At 55.7% G+C, this 21,596-nt stretch carries 21 protein-coding genes; 13 read left to right on the top strand and 8 right to left on the bottom strand.

Annotated features, from left to right (window positions below; genetic code table 11):
• Positions 1–65 precede the first annotated feature (65 nt).
• A complete protein-coding gene (locus tag C813_RS23675) occupies positions 66–674 on the bottom strand; it encodes a glutathione S-transferase (RefSeq protein ID WP_017458204.1) in 609 nt (202 codons plus the stop codon).
• Between the two features lie 514 nt (positions 675–1,188).
• On the opposite strand from C813_RS23675, the gene C813_RS23670 reads away from it, so the two are divergent.
• The 8 genes from C813_RS23670 to trmL all read left to right on the top strand — a co-directional run bounded on the left by C813_RS23670 (position 1,189) and on the right by trmL (position 9,744).
• A complete protein-coding gene (locus C813_RS23670) occupies positions 1,189–3,096 on the top strand; it encodes a PTS mannitol transporter subunit IICBA (protein WP_017458203.1) in 1,908 nt (635 codons plus the stop codon).
• 107 nt (positions 3,097–3,203) lie between these two features.
• Entirely contained in the window at positions 3,204–4,352 is a 1,149-nt protein-coding gene (mtlD, locus tag C813_RS23665) for a mannitol-1-phosphate 5-dehydrogenase (protein ID WP_017458202.1), read from the top strand.
• Positions 4,352–4,939, top strand: coding sequence for a mannitol operon repressor MtlR (gene mtlR, locus C813_RS23660; RefSeq protein ID WP_025263796.1), 588 nt, complete (start codon positions 4,352–4,354; stop codon positions 4,937–4,939). The genes mtlD and mtlR overlap by 1 nt, the downstream gene beginning before the upstream one ends.
• 55 nt (positions 4,940–4,994) lie before the next feature.
• The gene (locus tag C813_RS23655) at positions 4,995–5,357 is read left to right on the top strand and encodes a YibL family ribosome-associated protein (protein ID WP_017458200.1); all 363 of its coding nucleotides are present in this window, start codon (positions 4,995–4,997) and stop codon (positions 5,355–5,357) included.
• A 264-nt stretch (positions 5,358–5,621) separates the two neighbouring features.
• Positions 5,622–7,277 carry an L-lactate permease gene (lldP, locus tag C813_RS23650; RefSeq protein ID WP_017458199.1) on the top strand — a complete coding sequence of 552 codons (1,656 nt, stop codon included), beginning with the start codon at positions 5,622–5,624 and terminating at the stop codon, positions 7,275–7,277.
• Positions 7,274–8,050: a transcriptional regulator LldR gene (gene lldR, locus C813_RS23645; RefSeq protein ID WP_017458198.1), complete on the top strand. Its 777-nt coding sequence runs from the start codon at positions 7,274–7,276 to the stop codon at positions 8,048–8,050. Before lldP ends, lldR begins: the two co-directional genes overlap by 4 nt.
• Positions 8,047–9,234, top strand: coding sequence for an FMN-dependent L-lactate dehydrogenase LldD (gene lldD, locus C813_RS23640; protein WP_017458197.1), 1,188 nt, complete (start codon positions 8,047–8,049; stop codon positions 9,232–9,234). Before lldR ends, lldD begins: the two co-directional genes overlap by 4 nt.
• Before the next feature lie 36 nt (positions 9,235–9,270).
• Entirely contained in the window at positions 9,271–9,744 is a 474-nt protein-coding gene (gene trmL / locus C813_RS23635) for a tRNA (uridine(34)/cytosine(34)/5-carboxymethylaminomethyluridine(34)-2'-O)-methyltransferase TrmL (protein ID WP_017458196.1), read from the top strand.
• Between the two features lie 232 nt (positions 9,745–9,976).
• On the opposite strand, the gene cysE is transcribed toward trmL, so the two are convergent.
• The 5 genes from cysE to C813_RS23610 form a co-directional block, all read right to left on the bottom strand.
• Positions 9,977–10,798 carry a serine O-acetyltransferase gene (gene cysE, locus C813_RS23630; protein ID WP_017458195.1) on the bottom strand — a complete coding sequence of 274 codons (822 nt, stop codon included), beginning with the start codon at positions 10,796–10,798 and terminating at the stop codon, positions 9,977–9,979.
• An 84-nt stretch (positions 10,799–10,882) separates the two neighbouring features.
• Positions 10,883–11,893: an NAD(P)H-dependent glycerol-3-phosphate dehydrogenase gene (gene gpsA / locus C813_RS23625; protein ID WP_017458194.1), complete on the bottom strand. Its 1,011-nt coding sequence runs from the start codon at positions 11,891–11,893 to the stop codon at positions 10,883–10,885.
• The gene (gene secB, locus C813_RS23620; RefSeq protein WP_017458193.1) at positions 11,893–12,360 is read right to left on the bottom strand and encodes a protein-export chaperone SecB; all 468 of its coding nucleotides are present in this window, start codon (positions 12,358–12,360) and stop codon (positions 11,893–11,895) included. Before secB ends, gpsA begins: the two co-directional genes overlap by 1 nt.
• 39 nt (positions 12,361–12,399) lie before the next feature.
• Positions 12,400–12,651 (bottom strand): glutaredoxin 3, encoded by a 252-nt coding sequence (gene grxC / locus C813_RS23615; RefSeq protein ID WP_017458192.1) that lies wholly within the window; start codon positions 12,649–12,651, stop codon positions 12,400–12,402.
• Between the two features lie 31 nt (positions 12,652–12,682).
• Positions 12,683–13,114 carry a rhodanese-like domain-containing protein gene (locus C813_RS23610; protein WP_017458191.1) on the bottom strand — a complete coding sequence of 144 codons (432 nt, stop codon included), beginning with the start codon at positions 13,112–13,114 and terminating at the stop codon, positions 12,683–12,685.
• Positions 13,115–13,361: 247 nt separating this feature from the next.
• Between C813_RS23610 and gpmM the strand changes: the two genes are divergently transcribed.
• The 3 genes from gpmM to C813_RS23595 are packed head-to-tail and all read left to right on the top strand — an operon-like array spanning position 13,362 to position 17,129.
• A complete protein-coding gene (gpmM, locus tag C813_RS23605; RefSeq protein ID WP_017458190.1) occupies positions 13,362–14,909 on the top strand; it encodes a 2,3-bisphosphoglycerate-independent phosphoglycerate mutase in 1,548 nt (515 codons plus the stop codon).
• 9 nt (positions 14,910–14,918) lie between these two features.
• Positions 14,919–16,184, top strand: coding sequence for a murein hydrolase activator EnvC (envC, locus tag C813_RS23600; RefSeq protein ID WP_017458189.1), 1,266 nt, complete (start codon positions 14,919–14,921; stop codon positions 16,182–16,184).
• Between the two features lie 3 nt (positions 16,185–16,187).
• Positions 16,188–17,129, top strand: a complete 942-nt coding sequence (locus tag C813_RS23595) for a divergent polysaccharide deacetylase family protein (RefSeq protein ID WP_017458188.1) — start codon at positions 16,188–16,190, stop codon at positions 17,127–17,129.
• A 36-nt stretch (positions 17,130–17,165) separates the two neighbouring features.
• Here C813_RS23595 and tdh read toward each other — a convergent pair whose 3' ends face one another.
• Both tdh and kbl read right to left on the bottom strand, forming a co-directional pair.
• Positions 17,166–18,191, bottom strand: coding sequence for an L-threonine 3-dehydrogenase (gene tdh, locus C813_RS23590; protein ID WP_017458187.1), 1,026 nt, complete (start codon positions 18,189–18,191; stop codon positions 17,166–17,168).
• Between the two features lie 9 nt (positions 18,192–18,200).
• Positions 18,201–19,397 carry a glycine C-acetyltransferase gene (gene kbl / locus C813_RS23585; RefSeq protein WP_017458186.1) on the bottom strand — a complete coding sequence of 399 codons (1,197 nt, stop codon included), beginning with the start codon at positions 19,395–19,397 and terminating at the stop codon, positions 18,201–18,203.
• Between the two features lie 216 nt (positions 19,398–19,613).
• On the opposite strand from kbl, the gene rfaD reads away from it, so the two are divergent.
• Together rfaD and rfaF are read left to right on the top strand one after the other, a co-directional pair.
• Positions 19,614–20,546 (top strand): ADP-glyceromanno-heptose 6-epimerase, encoded by a 933-nt coding sequence (gene rfaD / locus C813_RS23580; protein WP_017458185.1) that lies wholly within the window; start codon positions 19,614–19,616, stop codon positions 20,544–20,546.
• 2 nt (positions 20,547–20,548) lie between these two features.
• Positions 20,549–21,595 carry an ADP-heptose--LPS heptosyltransferase RfaF gene (rfaF, locus tag C813_RS23575; RefSeq protein WP_017458184.1) on the top strand — a complete coding sequence of 349 codons (1,047 nt, stop codon included), beginning with the start codon at positions 20,549–20,551 and terminating at the stop codon, positions 21,593–21,595.
• Position 21,596 lies beyond the last annotated feature (1 nt).

Raw genomic sequence — 21,596 nt, 5'->3', positions numbered from 1 at the left:
CTCCCGTCAGGGGGTTTGACGTGAGGGGATTGTACCGTGACTTGCTCAGGCGAACATCATGCTTATCAAGCCTTCGGCGGTTCGGTGCGGGCGAAACTCTCGCGCTGGAAAAGATTTTCCACCAGCTTTACCAGCAGTGGGCGATCAACACACCAGCCGGGCGAAACATGGCGGAAATTGAGGTAACTAATCGCGCAGGCGATTGCCACCGTCGCCAGATTCAAGTCATCCACGCTCAGCGTGCCGTCTTTAAGATAGCTTTCCAGCGCGTCCAGACCGCGCGAAACCTTTTCCCGCTGGCGTAACAGTTCAGTCTCCGACTGCTGTTCGACCGGGCGCGCCAGCTCGCGAACCGAGACCAGCGCCGCATCCATAATGCCGTCAGCCAGCGCTTCCAGTTGGCGAATTTTCAGTGCCGCTTTGCGATCGGTGGGCAACATCGCCGGGGCGGTATTTAGCAAATCAATGTATTCCGCGATGATCGGCGAGTCGAACCACACTTCGCCATCATCGGTTATCAGCGCCGGTACTTTGCCAAGCGGGTTGTACTGCGCCACGCCATTCACGGCGTTATAAGGCTGCTCATTGATAAATTCGAAGGTGATGCCCTTTTCCAGCAGGATCACCGAAATTTTGCGTACAAAAGGACTGGTATAGCTGCCGATCAGTTTCATTGCCTTCTCCGTTTTCGCCAACAAAAACCTAAGTATGAACGAGCGGGCGCAGATTGTTTCATCAAGATGAAAACTTCTGCCGCTACTGTGCATATCGCAACAGGCAGTGAAAGGAAGTTACAGGTTCTGCAGGTCGTCAAAAACACAGTTTGCTGGCGATCACATTCGGAAAAGTCCTGACGAAAATATCTTGTGATCTATATCACAAATACATAACAAACCATCGCGCATAAAATGTGAATAACATCACACTTACAGGCTCATAACGTTCAGATTTTGCGCTTTGTTCTTTTTTTACACTGATTTTATGTGACAAATATCACACTAAATGGTGGCATACCCCCTACGTTAGTGTGATCTGAGTCACACAAAAGCACACCATCTGGACAGCTACGCGATTCGGTGCGAGATTTCGCCTCACAGATAACCCAGGTCCGGCTACCTCTGCCGCCACGTTAACAAAAAACCTCGGGCTTCCGGCCTGTGCGATAGCAAACATAAGAAGGGGTGTTTTATGTCATCCGATATCAAGATCAAGGTGCAAAGCTTTGGTCGTTTTCTCAGCAATATGGTGATGCCGAATATCGGCGCGTTCATCGCGTGGGGGATCATCACCGCATTGTTTATTCCTACAGGGTGGTTGCCGAACGAGACGCTGGCAAAACTCGTTGGCCCAATGATTACTTATCTGCTGCCGCTGCTCATCGGTTACACCGGTGGTCGTCTGGTGGGCGGCGATCGTGGCGGCGTAGTCGGCGCGATCACCACCATGGGCGTTATCGTTGGTGCGGATATGCCGATGTTCCTCGGCGCAATGATCGCAGGCCCGCTTGGCGGCTGGGCGATTAAACACTTTGATAACTGGGTCGACGGTAAGATCAAATCCGGTTTCGAAATGCTGGTGAACAACTTCTCCGCTGGCATCATCGGTATGATCCTCGCCATCCTGGCGTTCCTCGGCATTGGTCCTGCGGTTGAAGTGCTGTCCAAAGTTCTGGCGGCGGGCGTTAACTTCATGGTTGCGCACGAAATGCTGCCGCTGGCGTCTATTTTTGTCGAACCGGCGAAAATCCTGTTCCTCAACAACGCCATCAACCACGGTATCTTCTCACCGTTGGGTATCCAGCAATCGCATGATCTCGGCAAGTCCATCTTCTTCCTGATCGAAGCGAACCCGGGTCCGGGTATGGGCGTGCTGCTGGCGTACATGTTCTTTGGTCGCGGTAGTGCTAAACAGTCTGCTGGCGGCGCGGCTATCATCCACTTCCTGGGTGGTATCCACGAAATTTACTTCCCATATGTACTGATGAACCCGCGTCTGCTGCTTGCTGTTATCCTCGGCGGTATGACTGGCGTGTTCACCCTGAGCGTGCTGAACGGCGGCCTGGTTTCTCCGGCTTCTCCGGGTTCCATCCTGGCCGTGCTGGCAATGACACCAAAAGGCGCGTACTTCGCGAACCTGGCGGCTATCTTCGCTGCACTGATTGTCTCTTTCGTTATCTCTTCCATCCTGCTGAAAACCAGCAAAGTGAAAGACGACGAAGACCTGCAAGAAGCAACCCGTCGTATTCACGAAATGAAAGCAGAGTCTAAAGGCGCTACCCCGCTGGCGGCGGGCGACGTGACCAACGACCTGAGCCATGTGCGTAAAATCATCGTCGCTTGTGACGCCGGTATGGGTTCCAGTGCCATGGGCGCGGGCGTGCTGCGTAAGAAAGTACAGGATGCGGGTCTGACCAACATCTCTGTCACCAACAGCGCCATTAACAGCCTGCCGTCTGACGTTGACCTGGTGATTACGCACCGCGATCTGACCGAGCGTGCCATGCGCCAGGCACCACAGGCGCAACACATTTCGCTGACTAACTTCCTCGACAGCGGCCTGTACACCAACCTGACTGAACGTCTTGTTGCCGCACAGCGCCACACTGACAACGAAGCCAAAGTCACCAGCAGCCTGCAAGATAGTTTCGATGCTCCGAATAGTAACCTGTTCAAACTGAGCGCAGAGAATATCTTCCTTGGTCGCACCGCGAGCAACAAAGAAGAAGCCATCCGTTTTGCCGGTGAGCAACTGGTCAAAGGCGGCTACGTTCAGCCGGAATATGTCGATGCCATGCTGGAACGCGAAAAACTGACCCCGACCTATCTGGGTGAGTCCATCGCGGTACCGCACGGCACAGTGGAAGCGAAAGATCGCGTGCTGAAAACCGGCGTGGTGTTCTGCCAGTACCCAGAAGGTGTCCGCTTCGGTGAAGACGAAGATGACATCGCCCGTCTGGTGATTGGCATCGCGGCACGTAACAATGAGCACATCCAGGTCATCACCAGCCTCACCAACGCGCTGGATGACGAGACCGTGATTCAGCGTCTGGCGAACACCACCAGCGTTGAAGAAGTGCTGGCACTGCTCGGCAAGTAATCGGTTTTCCTCCCTCTCCCCACGGGGAGAGGGCTAGGGTGAGGGGAAATATTTGCGGTTCCTCACCCCAGCCCTCTCGGGTAAAAACATTGATGAAGGTTAAGACTATGAAAGCATTGCATTTTGGCGCAGGTAATATCGGACGTGGCTTTATCGGCAAGTTGCTCGCCGACGCGGGGATTGAACTGACGTTCGCCGATGTGAATCAGGTGGTGCTCGACGCCCTTAATGCCCGTCATAGCTATCAGGTGCATGTGGTTGGTGAAAAAGAGCAGGTCGATACCGTCTCCGGCGTTAACGCCGTGAGCAGCATTGGCGACGAGGTTATCGACCTGATTGCGAGCGTTGATCTGGTGACCACGGCGGTCGGTCCGGTGGTGCTGGAACGCATCGCCCCGGCTATCGCCAAAGGTCTGGCAAAACGTAAAGCACAGGGCATTAACACGCCGCTGAACATTATCGCTTGTGAAAATATGGTGCGCGGCACCACGCAGTTAAAAGGCCATGTTATTGCCGCGTTAGCGGACGCCGACAAAGCCTGGGTTGAAGAGCATGTTGGCTTCGTGGATTCCGCCGTTGACCGTATTGTTCCGCCGTCTGCATCCGCTACCAACGATCCGCTGGAAGTGACGGTGGAAACCTTCAGCGAGTGGATTGTCGACAAAACCCAGTTCAAAGGCACGCTGCCGAACATTCCGGGCATGGAATTAACTGATAACCTGATGGCATTTGTTGAACGTAAGCTCTTCACGCTGAATACCGGGCATGCTATAACCGCGTACCTTGGAAAACAGACCGGCCATCAAACCATTCGCGACGCCATTCTGGATGCCAGCATCCGTGCGGTTGTGAAAGGCGCAATGGAAGAGAGTGGCGCGGTGCTGATCAAACGTTATGGCTTCGATGCCGACAAGCATGCTGCGTATATTCAGAAAATCCTGGGCCGTTTTGAAAACCCTTATCTGAAAGACGATGTTGAGCGCGTAGGTCGTCAACCGCTGCGTAAACTGAGCGCGGGCGATCGCCTGATCAAACCGCTGCTCGGCACGCTGGAGTACAACCTGCCGCACGCGAACCTGGTGAAAGGCATTGCCGCTGCTATGCATTACCGCAGCGAGCAGGATCCGCAGGCGCAGGAGCTGGCTCAGCTTATCGAAGAGAAAGGCCCGCAAGCCGCGCTGGCGCAGGTTTCAGGCCTGGATGCTAACAGCCCGGTCGTTAACGAAGCCGTCAGCGCCTATAACGCCAGGGCATGATGCCGACGATGGCGCGGGAAACCCCGCGCCAGTTAACGAAATTGTCAGATATGCAGGCAATAATGGAAAAAACGCAGGCTTTCGAAAACCGTGTTCTCGAGCGTCTGAATGCTGGCAAAACCGTGCGAAGCTTTTTGATCGCCGCCGTTGAGTTACTCAACGAAGCTATCAATATTCTGGTGTTGCAGGTATTTCGCAAAGATGACTACGCGGTGAAATACGCTGTAGAGCCGCTGCTTGACGGAGATGGACCGCTGGGCAATTTGTCCGTGCGTTTAAAGCTGATTTACGGTCTGGGTGTCATCTCCCGCCCGGAATACGAAGACGCCGAGCTGTTGATGGCGCTGCGTGAAGAGCTCAACCACGATGGCACAGAGTACGCGTTTACCGATGATGAGATCCTCGGGCCGTTTGGTGAGCTGCACTGCGTTGCCGCCCTGCCGCCAACGCCGGTGTTTGATACCAGTGACACAAGGCTTTTGGCCATGCAAAAACAGCGCTACCAGCAAGTCGTGCGTTCAACCATGGTGCTCTCTCTGACCGAGCTTATTTCCCGTATCAGCTTAAAAAAAGCATTCCAGAAATAACCTTCGCCATAAATACTGTATCCTTATCGTTTTACTCCCCAACGAATTGAGCCCCATGAAAGAAGTCGAAAAAAACGAAATCAAGCGTCTGAGCGACCGCCTCGACGCGATTCGCCACCAGCAGGCGGATCTCTCCTTAGTTGACGCAGCGGAAAAATACGCGGAACTGGAAAAAGAGAAAACCACGCTGGAAAGCGAAATCGCCCGTCTGCGTGAGCAGTACACGCAAAAGTTGAGCAAAGAAGCGCAGAAACTGATGAAAATGCCGTTTCGCCGCACCATCACCAAAAAAGAGCAGGCCGACCTCGGCAAGCTGAAAAAAAGCGTCCGTGGTCTGGTGGTTGTCCACCCGATGACCGCGCTGGGCCGCGAAATGGGCCTCGATGCAATGACCGGCTTCGCCAACAGCGAGTTCTGATCCTCGCTTTAACAACCCTGGCCGCCTGCTAGCGCCAGGGGTTGTTAAATTGGCCCTACCAATTCCTGCTGTTCCTTTCTCTGGTTCACAAATCCATCAAATCCCGTCACAGATATATTGCTTGTCGGCAACATCTGGATAACCATTCGTTATCACAACCCCTACACAACCCAACTGGCAGGACCACTTTTACAAAACATGTGACGCAGAGCTAAGCGCAGACTTGCCGCTCGCCGGTTTTGTTGTGGTTCTCAGGAGACCTGCATGAATCTCTGGCAACAGAATTACGACCCGGCTGGCAACCTTTGGCTTTCCAGCTTAATTGCCTCGCTACCGATCCTGTTTTTCTTTTTTGCGCTGATAAAGCTCAAACTGAAAGGCTATGTCGCTGCCAGTTGGACTGTCGTTATCGCCCTTGGCGTGGCGCTGCTGTTTTACCGTATGCCGCTCGATCACGCGCTGGCCTCGGTGTTTTATGGTTTTTTCTACGGATTGTGGCCGATTGCGTGGATCATTATCGCCGCCGTTTTTGTCTACAAAATCTCGGTCAAAACCGGGCAGTTCGACATCATTCGCTCTTCGATTTTGTCGATTACCCCAGACCAGCGTCTGCAAATGTTGATTGTCGGCTTCTCTTTCGGCGCGTTTCTGGAAGGGGCTGCCGGATTTGGCGCGCCGGTCGCCATTACCGCCGCGTTGCTGGTGGGTTTAGGTTTTAACCCGCTGTATGCTGCGGGCCTGTGTCTGATCGTTAACACCGCGCCGGTCGCCTTTGGCGCAATGGGCATTCCAATTCTGGTGGCCGGGCAGGTTACCGGGCTGGACAGCTTTGAAATCGGCCAGATGGTTGGCCGCCAGTTACCGTTCCTGACCATTATCGTGCTGTTCTGGATCATGGCGATTATGGATGGCTGGCGCGGCATAAAAGAGACCTGGCCGGCGGTGATTGTCGCGGGCGGCTCGTTTGCTATCGCCCAGTATCTGAGTTCCAACTTTATCGGCCCGGAACTGCCGGACATCATCTCGTCGCTGGTTTCGCTGGTCTGCCTGACGTTGTTCCTCAAGCGCTGGCGTCCGGTGCGCATCTTCCGCTTCGGCGATATGGGCGCATCGCAGGTCGATCTCGATTTGAAACGTACCCAATACAGCGGCGGGCAGATCCTGCGCGCCTGGTCGCCATTTCTGTTTTTGACCACTACCGTGACGCTGTGGAGCGTGCCGCCGTTTAAGGCGCTGTTTGCCCCTGGCGGTGCGCTGTATGACTGGGTATTCACCATTTCTGTACCACACCTCGACAAGCTGGTCGCGCGGATGCCGCCAGTGGTTAGCGCCGCTACGCCTTATGCTGCGGTGTATAAATTTGACTGGTTCTCCGCCACCGGCACCGCCATTCTGTTCGCCGCCATTTTGTCGATTATCTGGCTGCGCATGAAGCCGAAGGATGCCGTCACGACGTTTACCAGCACGCTGCGTGATCTGGCGCTGCCGATTTACTCGATTGGTATGGTGCTGGCGTTCGCCTTTATCTCTAACTATTCCGGGCTGTCATCCACGCTGGCGCTGGCACTGGCGCATACCGGTAGCGCCTTCCCGTTTTTCTCGCCATTTCTCGGCTGGCTGGGGGTTTTCCTGACCGGTTCAGATACCTCATCCAATGCGCTGTTCGCCGCGCTGCAAGCCACGGCGGCGCAGCAAATTGGCGTGTCGGATGTGCTGATGGTGGCGGCGAATACCACCGGCGGCGTTACCGGCAAGATGATTTCGCCGCAGTCGATCGCCATTGCCTGTGCGGCGGTGGGGCTGGTGGGTAAAGAATCCGACCTGTTCCGTTTTACTGTTAAACACAGCCTGATTTTCACCTGCATGGTGGGGGTGATCACGACACTTCAGGCCTATGTACTGACCTGGATGATCCCATGAAAGTGTTACCCAGACGCCTGACAGACGAGGTTGCCGATCGTGTGCGGGCGCTGATTGCCGAACAACAACTGGAAGCGGGCATGAAACTGCCCGCAGAACGCCAGCTTGCCGTACAGCTTGGCGTGTCGCGCAACTCGTTGCGTGAAGCGTTATCGAAACTGGTTAGCGAAGGCGTGCTGCTCAGCCGTCGCGGCGGCGGTACGTTTGTGCGCTGGCAGCATGATGACTGGTCGGAGCAAAACATCGTCCAGCCGCTGAAAACGCTGCTGCATGATGACCCGGATTACAGTTTCGATATTCTTGAAGCGCGCCACGCCATTGAAGCCAGCACCGCCTGGCACGCGGCGATGCGCGCCACCGAGGCCGATAAAGAGAAAATTGTGCTGTGCTTTGAGGCCACACAATCCGACGATCCGGATCTCGCTTCGCAGGCCGATGTGCGTTTCCATCTCGCCATCGCTGAGGCCTCGCATAACGTGGTGTTATTGCAAACCATGCGCGGGTTCTTCGACCTGCTGCAATCCTCGGTAAAACAGAGCCGCCAGCGCATGTATCTCGTTCCCCCCGTTTTTTCACAACTGACCGAACAGCACCAGGCGGTGATGAACGCCATTCTTGCCGGAGACGCCGATGGCGCGCGCCAGGCGATGATGGCGCACCTCGGTTTCGTGCATACCACGATTCGCAAATTCGATGAAGATCAGGCTCGCCAGGCACGCATCACCCGCCTGCCCGACGAGCAGCACACTCACCCCAGGGAGAAAAAAGCATGATTATTTCAGCAGCCAGCGACTATCGCGCGGCGGCTAAACGCATTTTGCCGCCGTTCTTGTTTCACTATATCGATGGCGGCGCGTATGCCGAATACACCCTGCGCCGCAACGTTGAAGACCTGTCCCAGGTGGCGCTGCGCCAGCGGGTGCTGAAAGACATGTCTGAACTGAGCCTCGAAACCACATTGTTTAATGAAAAGTTATCGATGCCGGTGGCGCTGGCCCCGGTTGGCTTGTGCGGCATGTACGCCCGGCGCGGTGAAGTGCAGGCGGCGGGCGCGGCAGATGCGAAAGGCATTCCGTTTACGCTCTCGACAGTTTCCGTCTGCCCGATTGAAGAGGTCGCGCCGACGATTAAGCGCCCGATGTGGTTCCAGTTATATGTGCTGCGCGATCGCGGCTTTATGCGTAACGCGCTGGAGCGGGCGAAAGCCGCCGGCTGCTCCACGCTGGTATTCACCGTGGATATGCCAACACCTGGCGCGCGCTACCGCGATGCCCACTCCGGTATGAGCGGCCCGAATGCGGCGCTGCGCCGTTACCTGCAATCGGTGCTGCATCCGCAGTGGGCGTGGAATGTCGGCGTTAATGGCCGCCCGCACGATCTAGGGAATATCTCCGCCTATCTCGGCAAACCGACCGGGCTGGAGGATTACATTGGCTGGCTGGCGAAGAACTTCGATCCGTCGATTTCGTGGAAAGACCTGGAGTGGATCCGCGAATTCTGGGATGGCCCGATGGTGATCAAAGGGATCCTCGACCCGGAAGATGCCCGCGACGCGGTGCGCTTTGGCGCAGACGGCATTGTGGTTTCTAACCACGGTGGCCGCCAGCTCGACGGTGTGCTCTCTTCTGCCCGCGCGCTTCCGGCGATTGCCGATGCGGTGAAAGGCGATATCACGATCCTGGCTGACAGCGGCATCCGTAACGGGCTGGATGTAGTGCGCATGCTGGCGCTTGGCGCAGATTCCGTCCTGCTGGGCCGCGCGTATCTGTATGCGCTGGCGACGCATGGCCGCCAGGGTGTGGCGAATTTGCTCGATCTGATTGAGAAAGAGATGCGCGTGGCGATGACGCTGACCAGTGCGAAATCGATTCGCGACATCAGCAAAGATTCGCTGGTCCAGGGGCTGAACCAGTTACCTGCCGCGCTGGCACCGTTGTCGCATGGCGACGCCGCCTAGAGAGTGCTATTCTGCCCCCGCTATTAAGGGGGCAGTATGTTAAACATCGTTTTATTCGAACCTGAAATCCCGCCAAACACCGGGAATATCATCCGTTTGTGCGCCAATACCGGTTTTCGTCTGCATATCATTGAACCGATGGGCTTCACCTGGGACGACAAGCGTCTGCGTCGCGCAGGGCTGGATTACCATGAGTTTGCTGCGGTAAAACGCCATCATGATTACGCCGCCTTTGTCGACGCCGAACAGCCGCAACGCTTATTTGCTCTCACCACCAAAGGCACGCCAGCACACAGCGCGGTGAGCTACCAGGATGGGGATTATTTGATGTTTGGCCCGGAAACGCGCGGCCTGCCAGCGGCTATCCTTGACGTGCTGCCGCCGGAGCAAAAAATCCGCATTCCGATGATGCCGGACAGCCGCAGCATGAACCTGTCGAATGCGGTGTCGGTGGTGGTGTATGAAGCCTGGCGCCAGCTCGGTTACCCGGGCGCGGTGCTGCGTAGCTGAAGGGGAATAGACGGATGACGGTGACACGTTAATCCGCCCTGCGGATAACGATGCCTGCCATGACGGACGCATTTATTTTTCTACGCTACTGGCGAAACGAGCAGCGCGGTAAACCGGCGCGAACACAAAATCCAGAAGGATTATTCGCTTCGCGCCTCCAGCTGGTGCTCAACACGCTGTCGCGTCTTGCTCGCAGCCCTGACTCAGACTGGCGAGCAAAATAACCAGGCAATTAAATCCCGTCGCCGTACTCGAACCCGTGATTTATCCCGTTGAAATGCTGATCCATATCCATTGACGGTTTATCGCTTTCTGGCTTACCGACAATGCGCGCCGGAACGCCTGCAGCCGTGGTATGCGGCGGCACCGGTTGCAAGACCACCGAACCCGCGCCAATCTTCGCGCCGCGACCCACTTCGATGTTGCCGAGAATTTTGGCACCGGCGCCAATCATCACCCCTTCGCGGATTTTCGGATGGCGATCGCCGCTGGTTTTGCCGGTCCCGCCGAGCGTGACCGATTGCAGAATCGACACGTCATCTTCAATAACTGCCGTTTCGCCCACCACGATGCCGGTGGCGTGGTCGAGCATTATCCCGCGGCCAATTCGCGCCGCCGGGTGAATATCCACCTGGAAACTGACCGACACCTGATTTTGCAGGAAAATCGCCAGCGCCTCGCGCCCCTGCGTCCACAACCAGTGCCCAATGCGGTATGCCTGTAGCGCGTGGAAACCTTTCAGATAGAGCAGCGGCGTTGAGTATTTATCCACCGCCGGGTCGCGCGTGCGTACGGCCTGAATATCACAGGCGGCGGAGGCGATCATTTCCGGGTCCGCGGCGTAGGCTTCTTCGACAACTTCACGAATGGCGATCGCGGGCATAATCGGCGAGGCAAGTTTGTTCGCCAGCATATAGCTCAGCGCGCTGCCCAGGTTTTCATGCTTGAGTAATGTCGCGTGGTAAAAACTGGCCAACATTGGCTCGCACTCCGCCAGTGCCCGGGCTTCGGCTTTGATATTTTTCCAGACCAGATCCAGTTCTTCACACGGCATTGCTTACTCCAGACGTGATAAGACGACAGGCTGGTCTGCGCCAGCCTTATCGTGAGTTCAAAAAGAGTCCCTGCGACTAAGGGGTTAGTGCTCTTCCTTGCGGGCACGACCTAATAGGGTCAATGCTGCCTCGCGTGCATTTTTTCCGCAATACAATACCTGATAAATTTCCTCGGTTATTGGCATTTCGACGCCAAACCGATGCGCCAGCGCGCGCACTTCTTTGGTATTGCGGTAACCTTCAACCACCTGGCCAATCTTGTCCTGGGCGCTTTGCACGTCCATGCCCTGGCCAAGCATCATGCCAAAACGGCGGTTGCGCGACTGGTTGTCGGTACAAGTCAGCACTAAATCGCCTAAACCCGCCATGCCCATAAAGGTGGCAGGATCGGCGCCCAGCGCGGCACCGAGACGTGACATTTCAGTCAAACCACGGGTGATCAGCGCCGTACGCGCATTGGCCCCAAAGCCAATGCCGTCGGACATGCCCGCGCCAATCGCAATGACGTTTTTCACCGCGCCGCCCAGTTGCACGCCGATGAAATCCGGGTTGCTGTAGACACGAAAACTTTTGCCGCAGTGAAGGAGCTGCTGTAAATCTTCGGCGAACTGGGGATCAGCAGAAGCGAGGGAGATCGCCGTTGGCAAACCCGCCGCCAGCTCTTTGGCAAAGGTCGGGCCGGAAATCACCGCCAGCGGAATATCCGGACCTAACACTTCACGCGCCACCTCTTCAAGCAGACGCCCGGTTTCGGCTTCCAGCCCTTTTGTCGCCCAGACGATACGCGCATCATCGCGCATGAGCGGCTTGATTTGTGCCAGCACATCGCCAAAGACGTGGCTTGGCACCACCACCAGGATATTACGGCTGGCGGAAAGCGCGCGGGCAAGATCGCTCTCTAATTGCAGCGTATCGGGGAAAGGCACATCGGGGAGGAACGCGGCGTTGCAACGGTCGTGTTGCAGGGTCGCGATATGTTTTGGGTCATGGCCCCACAGCACAACCGGGTGGCCATTTCTTGCCAGCGTGATGGCAAGAGCGGTGCCGTAAGAGCCGGCACCGATCACAGTCATTGCAGCATTAAGTGCGTTCATCAGGCATCCTGATGTTGTTCGGCACCTTCGCCAGTCTGCTGTTGCAGGTAGTTCATGAACAACGCATCAAAGTTCACTGGCGCAAGGTTCAGTTGCGGGAAAGTACCGCGGGAAACCAGGCTGGTGATGCACTCGCGGGCATACGGGAACAGAATGTTCGGGCAGTATGCACCCAGGCAGTGCGCCATCTGCGTTCCTTCGATACCGTCGATAGAGAAGATACCGCCCTGCTGTACTTCGCACAGGAAGCCAGTTTCTTCGCCCAGGGAAGCGGTCACGGTAACGCGCAGAACCACTTCATAAACACCTTCCGCCAGCTGAGTGGAGGCAGTGTCGAGATCCAGTTTCACTTCCGGCTGCCACTCTTTCTGGAAGATGTGTGGCGCATTCGGCGCTTCGAAAGAGATATCTTTCGTGTAGATACGCTGAATCTGGAAAGTCATTTCGGTGTTGTTTTGTTCAGACATGAGTGAATAACCCTTAAGTGTTGTAGTGCTCTAAAAGCATTAACGCAACAGCGGATCCAGCCCGCCACGCGCGTCCAGCGCATATAAATCGTCGCAGCCGCCAATGTGCTGCGCATCAATAAAAATCTGCGGAACCGTCGTACGGCCACTACGTTGAATCATCTCTTCACGTTTTACCATGTCGCCGTCGATCGGCAGCTCAGCAAACGCGACACCTTTGCTTTTCAGCAACGCTTTTGCGCGGTGGCAAAACGGGCAAGTCGCTTTCGTGTAGATCTCAATATTGGCCATATCTCTTCTCCGATGTTTACCCGTGGGTAAATTATTTACCGCGAACTAACGGCAGGTTTTCGCCCATCCAGCCAGAGATACCGTCTTTCAGCACAAAGACCTTCTCGAAACCGGCTTTCACCAGCTCGTTCGCCGGGGTCTGGGCCTGCATGCCGGTACCATCAACAACGATAATCGGCGCGCTTTTGTGTTTTTCAAGCTCACCTACATTATTGGCTTTGATCTCGTTTGGCAGCAAATTCACCGCGCCTGCGATGTGACCTTTACGGAAATCATCACGCTGACGTAAGTCCACTACCACGGCATCTTCTTTATTAATGAGGCGCGTAGCTTCGCCGCGAGAAATCACTTTCACTTTAGACGCAATGCCCTTGAAAGTGGTAAACAGCACAGCACCGAATAACGCAATCCAGGCGATACACAGGATTGGGTTGCGGCCAATAAATTGCATAATTTCTTGCATCTGGGGTTACAACTCCGGACTTAGTGATTAAAAACCAGCAAGGAGTATACCTGCGCAGTGTGGCAAATACAGCCAGCGAGCATGACGGAATGCATTTTCTGCGGAGTGTTACAGAAAAAATTAAAGACTCGCGGCGCAAACAAGGGGCTGGTCAGCCGCTTTCTTTGATCTTCTGCGGCTATTTTATCGATTCAGCTGTAGTAAAATTACGCAAATTTTTTTGTCTTCTGAGCATGAGGTTGTCGCAATGTCGGTTTCTAAAAAACCTATGGTACTGGTGATTCTGGATGGCTACGGCTACCGTGAAGACCAGCAGGATAACGCTATTTTCAACGCCAAAACCCCTGTAATGGACAAACTGTGGGCAACCCGCCCGCATACGCTGATTGACGCGTCAGGTCTCGAAGTCGGCCTGCCGGATCGCCAGATGGGCAACTCCGAAGTCGGCCACGTCAACCTGGGCGCAGGGCGTATTGTTTACCAGGATCTGACTCGCCTGGATAAAGAGATCAAAGAACGCACGTTCTTTAGCAACTCGGTGCTAGCCGGTGCGGTAGACAAAGCGGTTGCCGCTGGCAAAGCGGTGCACATTATGGGGCTGCTCTCCGCAGGCGGCGTGCACAGCCATGAAGACCACATTCTGGCGATGGTGGAGCTGGCTGCGGAACGCGGCGCGGAAAAAATCTATCTGCACGCTTTCCTCGATGGTCGCGACACACCGCCGCGCAGCGCAGAATCTTCACTGAAAAAATTCGAAGACAAGTTCGCCGCACTGGGTAAAGGGCGTGTTGCGAGCATTATTGGCCGTTATTTCGCCATGGATCGCGACAACCGCTGGGAGCGCGTGGAACAAGCTTACAACCTGATGACCGAGGCCAAAGGCGAATTCACCTTTGATAGCGCCGTTGCGGGTCTGCAAGCGGCTTACGCTCGCGATGAAAATGACGAGTTTGTAAAAGCGACGGTCATCCGCGCCGCAGGACAGCCCGATGCGGCAATGGAAGATGGCGACGCACTGATTTTCATGAACTTCCGCGCCGATCGCGCACGCGAAATTACCCGCGCATTCGTTAACGCAGACTTCGACGGTTTCGCGCGTAAGAAAGTGGTTAAGCTTGGCGATTTCGTCATGCTGACCGAATATGCCGCCGACATCAAAACCGCCGTCGCCTATCCACCGGCCTCTCTGGCGAATACGCTCGGTGAGTGGATGGCAAAACACAACAAAACCCAGTTGCGTATTTCCGAAACGGAAAAATATGCCCACGTCACCTTCTTCTTTAACGGCGGCGTAGAAGAGCCGTTCCCGGGCGAAGACCGCATTCTGATCAACTCGCCGAAAGTGGCGACTTACGATCTGCAACCGGAAATGAGCTCCGCAGAGCTGACCGAGAAACTGGTGGGTGCGATCACCAGCGGTAAATACGACACCATTATTTGTAACTACCCGAACGGCGATATGGTCGGTCATACCGGCGTATTTGAAGCCGCTGTCGCCGCTGTTGAAGCGCTGGATCATTGCGTTGCCGAGGTGAGCAAAGCGGTGGAATCCGTCGGTGGCCAGATGCTGATCACCGCCGACCACGGTAACGCGGAACAGATGCGTGACCCGTCAACCGGTCAGGCGCACACTGCGCATACCAACCTGCCGGTGCCGCTGATCTATGTCGGCGACAAAGCGCTGAAAGCCGTTTCCGGCGGTAAACTTTCCGACATCGCGCCGACAATGCTGACGCTGATGGGCATGGAAATCCCGCAAGAGATGACTGGTAAGCCGCTGTTCATCGTGGAATAATCGCTCCCCATGAGGGGAAAGGCGATTTTTTCAATTACATGGGTCGGGATCCGACCCTTTCTTTGCGCCAGCGCACTCAGCGCTGGCGCATTGCTGTGCGCCGTTTCCGCCCATGCGGATGACCGCGATCAGCTCAAATCGATTCAGGCCGATATCGCTGAAAAAGAGCGTGCGGTACGCCAGCAACAACAGCAACGCGCGGGCCTTCTTGCCCAGTTAAAGGCACAGGAAGAAGCCATCTCTGCCGCCACTCGCCAACTGCGGGAAACGCAAAACACCCTCGCTCAGCTCAATAAGCAGATCGCCGAGATGAACGCCTCGATTGCCAAACTGGAACGTCAGCGCACCACGCAGGAACACAACCTCGCGGCGCAGCTTGATGCGGCGTTCCGCCAGGGGCCACATACTGGGATCCAGCTGATTCTAAGCGGTGAAGAGAGCCAGCGCGGCCAGCGTTTGCAGGCCTACTTTGGTTATCTCAACCAGGCGCGCCAGGAAACCATCGCTCAGTTGAAGCAGACGCGCGAAGAAGTCGCCACGCAAAAATCTGAGCTGGAAGAGAAGCAGAGCCAGCAACAAACGCTGCTGTATGAGCAAAAAGCGCAGCAGGCCAAACTTGAACAAGCACGCAGTGAGCGGCAGAAAACCCTTTCTGGTCTGGAATCCTCCATTCAGGAAGGCCAGCAACAGCTCAGTGAAATGCGCGCCAACGAATCCCGGTTGCGCGATCGCCTCGCCCGCGCGGAAGCGGCAGCCAAAGCCCGTGCCGAACGTGAAGCCCGCGAAGCGCAAGCCGTGCGTGACCGCCAGAATGAAGCCAGCCGTAAAGGCACCACCTATAAACCTACCGAGAGCGAACGCTCGCTGATGTCCCGCACCGGCGGTTTAGGTTCGCCGTCAGGTCAGGCCGTCTGGCCGGTTCGCGGCCCGTTGCTGCATCGTTATGGCGAACAACTGCAGGGTGAGCTACGTTGGAAAGGGATTGTTATCGGCGCGTCGGAAGGCAGCGAAGTGAAAGCTATCGCCGACGGGCGCGTGATCCTCGCCGACTGGCTGCAAGGCTATGGCCTAGTGGTGGTGGTTGAACACGGCAAGGGCGACATGAGTCTTTACGGTTACAACCAGAGCGCGCTGGTAAGCGTAGGCACCCAGGTTCGCGCCGGTCAGCCGATAGCCCTCGTAGGGAGCAGTGGCGGTCAGGGCCGGCCTTCACTCTATTTCGAAATTCGCCGTCAGGGTCAGGCGGTCAATCCACAACCGTGGTTGGGAAGATAAGGTTTGCTTCAATTTCGTCGTATTGTTTTGACGCTCGCCAGTGTGCTGGCGTTTTCCGCTCCGGTATTCGCCGGGAAACTGGCCATCGTGATCGACGATTTCGGCTACCGTCCACAAACTGAAAATCAGGTGCTGGCCATGCCGCAGGCGGTTTCCGTCGCGGTGCTGCCCAATGCAACGCATGCGCGGGAAATGGCGACCAAAGCGCACAACAGTGGCCATGAAGTGTTGATCCATCTTCCAATGGCACCTTTGAGTAAACAGCCGCTGGAAAAAGACACGCTGCGCCCGGAAATGAGTAGCGCAGAGATAGAGCGCATCATCAGCGACGCCGTCAACAAAGTGCCATATGCAGTCGGGCTGAATAATCATATGGGCAGCGCCATGACGTCAAGCCTGTTTGGCATGCAGAAAGTGATGCAGGCGCTCGAGCGCTATAACCTCTATTTCCTTGATAGCATGACCATCGGCAATAGCCAGGCACTGCGCGCCGCTTCCGGCACCGGAGTGAAAGTCATTAAGCGTAAGGTGTTCCTCGACGATACGCAAAACGAAGGCGATATCCGCCGTCAGTTTGACCGCGCCGTACAGTTAGCGCGCCGCAACGGGTCCGCCATTGCGATTGGTCATCCACACCCCGCTACCGTTCGCGTATTACAGCAAGCACTCTCCAGCCTGCCTGCCGATATTACGCTGGTGCGCCCAAGCAACCTGCTCAATGAACCGCAGACAGATACCTCAACGCCCAACGCCACGCCGCCGGGTGGCACTGTTCAGCCACCGCGTAATCCGTTCCGCGGCGTAAAACTGTGTAAAGCGAAGCGCAAACCGGAACCGGTGTATGCCAGCCGCTTCTTTAGCGTAATCGGTGAAAGTGTGGGTGAAAGCACGCTGGTGCGTTATATGCAGAATCAGTGGCAAGGGTGGAAAACAACCCACCCTTAAGCATTAAAAAGGCGCCCACTGGCGCCTTTTTCGTCATTAATCCCAGCGCAGAATCACTTTGCCGGACTGTCCTGAGCGCATCGCGTCGAAGCCCTGCTGAAACTCATCAATGCTGAAACGGTGGGTAATGATCGGGGAAAGATCCAGACCAGACTGGATTAACGCCGCCATCTTATACCAGGTTTCAAACATCTCACGGCCGTAAATCCCTTTGATAAACAGCCCCTTGAAGATGACTTTAGTCCAGTCGATAGACATATCGGATGACGGAATCCCCAGCATCGCAATACGGCCACCGTGGTTCATGGTGTCGAGCATCGTACGGAACGCAGGTGGCGCGCCGGACATCTCCAGACCCACGTCGAACCCTTCGGTCATGCCCAGGTCTGCCATCACATCCGCCAGATTCTCTTTGGCGACGTTAACCGCGCGGGTCACACCCATTTTGCGCGCCAGATCGAGGCGGTACTCATTCACATCGGTGATCACTACATGGCGTGCGCCAACGTGTTTTGCCACCGCCGCCGCCATAATCCCAATCGGGCCTGCGCCGGAGACCAGCACATCTTCGCCGACTAAATCAAAGGAGAGCGCCGTGTGCACCGCGTTACCAAACGGATCGAAAATCGACGCCAAATCATCAGAAATATTGTCGGGGATTTTGAAAGCGTTGAACGCCGGGATCACCAGGTATTCAGCAAAACACCCAGGACGGTTGACGCCCACACCCGTGGTGTTACGGCACAGGTGCGTACGCCCGGCACGGCAGTTACGGCAGTGGCCGCAGGTAATGTGGCCTTCGCCGGAAACGCGATCGCCAATTTTAAAGCCTTTCACTTCCTGGCCGATGCCCACCACTTCGCCGACATATTCATGCCCGACCACCATCGGCACAGGAATGGTTTTTTGTGACCAGTCGTCCCAGTTGTAGATATGCACGTCAGTGCCGCAAATCGCGGTTTTGCGAATTTTAATCAGCAGATCGTTATGACCAACGTCCGGCTCCGGTACGTCGGTCATCCAGATGCCTTCTTCCGCTTTCAGTTTGGATAACGCTTTCATCTCACGCCCTCAGGCAATCACACCCAGTTGTTTACCAATGCGGGTAAAGGCAGCAACCGCACGCTCAATTTGTTCAGGCGTATGCGCCGCAGACATTTGTGTGCGGATACGCGCCTGACCTTTCGGTACCACCGGGAAGAAGAAACCGGTGACATAGATCCCCTCTTTTTGCAGTTCGCGTGCGAAGTTCTGCGCCACTACCGCATCACCCAGCATCACCGGGATAATGGCGTGGTCTGCACCTGCCAATGTGAAACCTGCGGCGGTCATTCTTTCGCGGAACAGACGGGCATTTGCCCACAGGCGATTGCGCAGCTCAGCGCCGGATTCCAGCATTTCCAGCACTTTAATAGACGCAGCAACAATGGCTGGCGCCAGTGAGTTGGAGAAAAGATACGGGCGGGAACGCTGACGCAGCCACTCCACCACCTCTTTACGCGCCGCGGTGTAACCGCCGGACGCACCGCCAAGCGCTTTGCCCAGCGTGCCGGTGATGATGTCCACGCGCCCCATCACGTCGCAATATTCATGTGTACCGCGACCATTCGCGCCAACAAAACCGACCGCGTGAGAATCATCGACCATCACCAGCGCGTCATATTTATCCGCCAGATCGCACACGCCTTGCAGGTTAGCGATCACGCCATCCATGGAAAACACGCCGTCAGTCGCAATCAGCACATGACGCGCCCCCGCTTCACGCGCCTCTTTCAGGCGGGCTTCCAACTCCTGCATATCGTTGTTGGCATAGCGGTAGCGCTTCGCTTTACACAAACGTACACCGTCGATGATGGAAGCATGGTTCAGCGCATCGGAAATGATGGCGTCTTCCGCGCCGAGCAGCGTTTCAAACAGGCCGCCGTTCGCATCGAAGCAGGAGGAGTAAAGAATGGAATCTTCCATACCGAGGAAGTCGGCCAGCTTCTTCTCCAGCGCTTTGTGGCTGTCCTGCGTGCCGCAGATAAAGCGCACTGAGGCCATACCGAAACCGTGACTGTCCATACCGGCTTTCGCGGCAGCAATCAAATCAGGGTGGTTGGCAAGGCCAAGATAGTTATTGGCGCAGAAGTTAATGACATGGTCACCATTGGCCACGGTGATATCAGCCTGCTGGGCCGACGTAATAATGCGTTCTTCTTTAAACAACCCTTCCGCACGCGCGGTTTCCAGGTCGTTCGTTAACTGTTTATAAAAATCCCCACGCATCGCAATTCTCCAGACAGGGCAAATTTCGGCACATATTACCGAAAGGTATACGGTGATACGAGATGACACAGCATCCATTCTTCATTTTGTAGCATAAATCACGCATAGCCATATCGTTCACTGGGTGAATGGCTGAAGGGTCGTCAATGTGATGATATGATAAGAGACATTAGTGTCTGAGATCGTCTCAACGCTCCACTTTTCAAAGGTACAGTTATGATCATCGTGACCGGCGGCGCGGGTTTTATCGGCAGCAACATCGTTAAGGCCCTGAATGATAAAGGCATCACCGATATTCTGGTGGTGGACAACCTGAAAGACGGCACCAAATTCGTCAATCTGGTCGACCTGCACATTGCCGACTACATGGATAAAGAAGATTTCCTGATCCAGATTATGTCTGGTGAAGAGTTCGGTGATATTGAAGCCGTATTCCACGAAGGTGCGTGTTCATCCACCACTGAGTGGGATGGCAAGTACATGATGGATAACAACTATCAGTACTCCAAAGAGCTGCTGCACTACTGCCTGGAGCGCGAAATCCCGTTCCTGTACGCGTCTTCTGCCGCGACTTACGGTGGCCGTACTTCGGACTTTATCGAATCCCGCGAATACGAAAAGCCGCTTAACGTTTACGGCTACTCAAAAATGCTGTTCGACGAGTATGTGCGCGGCATCCTGCCGGAAGCGAACTCACCGATCGTCGGCTTCCGCTACTTCAACGTGTATGGTCCGCGCGAAGGGCACAAAGGCAGCATGGCGAGCGTGGCTTTCCACCTCAATACCCAGTTGAACAACGGCGAAAGCCCGAAACTGTTCGAAGGTAGCGAAAACTTCAAACGCGATTTCGTCTACGTGGGCGATGTTGCGGCAGTGAACCTGTGGTTCTGGGAAAACGGCGTTTCCGGTATCTACAACCTGGGCACCGGTCGCGCAGAATCTTTCCAGGCTGTGGCCGATGCGACGCTGGCTTTTCACAAAAAAGGCAGCATCGAATACATTCCGTTCCCGGACAAACTGAAAGGCCGCTACCAGGCGTTTACCCAGGCGGATCTGACCAACCTGCGTGCGGCAGGTTACGACAAACCGTTTAAAACTGTCGCCGAAGGCGTAACCGAGTATATGGCCTGGCTGAACCGCGACGCGTAAGTATGAAAATTTTGGTCATTGGCCCGTCCTGGGTCGGCGACATGATGATGTCGCAGAGTCTTTACCGCACGCTTAAAGCGCGCTTTCCCCAGGCGATAATCGATGTGATGGCACCCGCGTGGTGCCGTCCACTTTTGTCACGCATGCCGGAAGTCAACGAAGCGATCCCGATGCCGCTCGGCCACGGTGCGCTGGAAATTGGCGCGCGCCGTAAGCTGGGCCACAGCCTGCGCGAGCGCCGTTATGACCGTGCCTACGTGCTGCCTAATTCGTTTAAATCCGCTCTGGTACCGTTCTTTGCCAACGTGCCGCACCGTACCGGCTGGCGCGGTGAAATGCGTTACGGTCTGCTCAATGACGCTCGCGTACTGGATAAACAAGCCTGGCCGTTAATGGTGGAGCGCTATGTGGCGCTGGCCTATGACAAAGGTGTGATGCGCTCGGCACAGGATCTGCCCCAGCCGCTGCTGTGGCCGCAGTTGCAGGTTAACGACAGCGAAAAATTACAAGTTTGCGAGGCGTTTGCTATTTCTGCAGAACGCCCGCTGATTGGTTTTTGCCCAGGCGCAGAGTTCGGCCCGGCCAAACGCTGGCCGCACTACCATTACGCAGAGCTGGCAAAGCAACTGATTGACGAAGGCTACCAGGTGTTGCTGTTTGGTTCGGCAAAAGATCACGAAGCGGGCAACGAGATTCTGGCTTCGCTGAGCACAGAGCAGCAAGCCTGGTGCCGCAATCTGGCCGGTGAAACGCAACTGGAGCAAGCCGTTGTGCTGATTGCCGCCTGTAAAGCGGTGGTGACCAATGATTCCGGTTTGATGCATGTCGCTGCCGCGCTTAACCGCCCGCTGGTGGCGCTTTACGGGCCAAGCAGCCCGGATTTCACCCCGCCGCTGTCGCACAAAGCCCGCGTGATCCGCCTGATTTCCGGCTACCACAAAGTGCGCAAAGGCGACGCAGCCGAAGGCTATCATCAGAGTTTGATCGACATTACTCCGCAGCGCGTGCTGGAAGAGCTGAACGCGCTGTTGCTGGACGCGGAAGGATAAC

Origin of the sequence: Kosakonia sacchari SP1, assembly GCF_000300455.3 — a bacterium.
Taxonomy (GTDB): domain Bacteria; phylum Pseudomonadota; class Gammaproteobacteria; order Enterobacterales; family Enterobacteriaceae; genus Kosakonia; species Kosakonia sacchari.
This window is presented reverse-complemented; position numbering and strand designations above follow the sequence as displayed.

Excerpts from the sequence above, each read along its gene's own strand:
- mtlD (WP_017458202.1), top strand. The coding sequence starts at position 3,204 with ATGAAAGCATTGCATTTTGGCGCAGGTAATATCGGACGTGGCTTTATC.
- secB (WP_017458193.1), bottom strand. The coding sequence starts at position 12,360 with ATGTCTGAACAAAACAACACCGAAATGACTTTCCAGATTCAGCGTATC.
- kbl (WP_017458186.1), bottom strand. The coding sequence starts at position 19,397 with ATGCGTGGGGATTTTTATAAACAGTTAACGAACGACCTGGAAACCGCG.
- envC (WP_017458189.1), top strand. The coding sequence starts at position 14,919 with ATGAGGGGAAAGGCGATTTTTTCAATTACATGGGTCGGGATCCGACCC.
- gpmM (WP_017458190.1), top strand. The coding sequence starts at position 13,362 with ATGTCGGTTTCTAAAAAACCTATGGTACTGGTGATTCTGGATGGCTAC.
- C813_RS23610 (WP_017458191.1), bottom strand. The coding sequence starts at position 13,114 with ATGCAAGAAATTATGCAATTTATTGGCCGCAACCCAATCCTGTGTATC.
- C813_RS23670 (WP_017458203.1), top strand. The coding sequence starts at position 1,189 with ATGTCATCCGATATCAAGATCAAGGTGCAAAGCTTTGGTCGTTTTCTC.
- rfaF (WP_017458184.1), top strand. The coding sequence starts at position 20,549 with ATGAAAATTTTGGTCATTGGCCCGTCCTGGGTCGGCGACATGATGATG.
- lldP (WP_017458199.1), top strand. The coding sequence starts at position 5,622 with ATGAATCTCTGGCAACAGAATTACGACCCGGCTGGCAACCTTTGGCTT.
- lldR (WP_017458198.1), top strand. The coding sequence starts at position 7,274 with ATGAAAGTGTTACCCAGACGCCTGACAGACGAGGTTGCCGATCGTGTG.
- grxC (WP_017458192.1), bottom strand. The coding sequence starts at position 12,651 with ATGGCCAATATTGAGATCTACACGAAAGCGACTTGCCCGTTTTGCCAC.
- C813_RS23675 (WP_017458204.1), bottom strand. The coding sequence starts at position 674 with ATGAAACTGATCGGCAGCTATACCAGTCCTTTTGTACGCAAAATTTCG.
- C813_RS23655 (WP_017458200.1), top strand. The coding sequence starts at position 4,995 with ATGAAAGAAGTCGAAAAAAACGAAATCAAGCGTCTGAGCGACCGCCTC.
- rfaD (WP_017458185.1), top strand. The coding sequence starts at position 19,614 with ATGATCATCGTGACCGGCGGCGCGGGTTTTATCGGCAGCAACATCGTT.
- tdh (WP_017458187.1), bottom strand. The coding sequence starts at position 18,191 with ATGAAAGCGTTATCCAAACTGAAAGCGGAAGAAGGCATCTGGATGACC.
- lldD (WP_017458197.1), top strand. The coding sequence starts at position 8,047 with ATGATTATTTCAGCAGCCAGCGACTATCGCGCGGCGGCTAAACGCATT.
- cysE (WP_017458195.1), bottom strand. The coding sequence starts at position 10,798 with ATGCCGTGTGAAGAACTGGATCTGGTCTGGAAAAATATCAAAGCCGAA.
- mtlR (WP_025263796.1), top strand. The coding sequence starts at position 4,352 with ATGCCGACGATGGCGCGGGAAACCCCGCGCCAGTTAACGAAATTGTCA.
- trmL (WP_017458196.1), top strand. The coding sequence starts at position 9,271 with ATGTTAAACATCGTTTTATTCGAACCTGAAATCCCGCCAAACACCGGG.
- gpsA (WP_017458194.1), bottom strand. The coding sequence starts at position 11,893 with ATGAACGCACTTAATGCTGCAATGACTGTGATCGGTGCCGGCTCTTAC.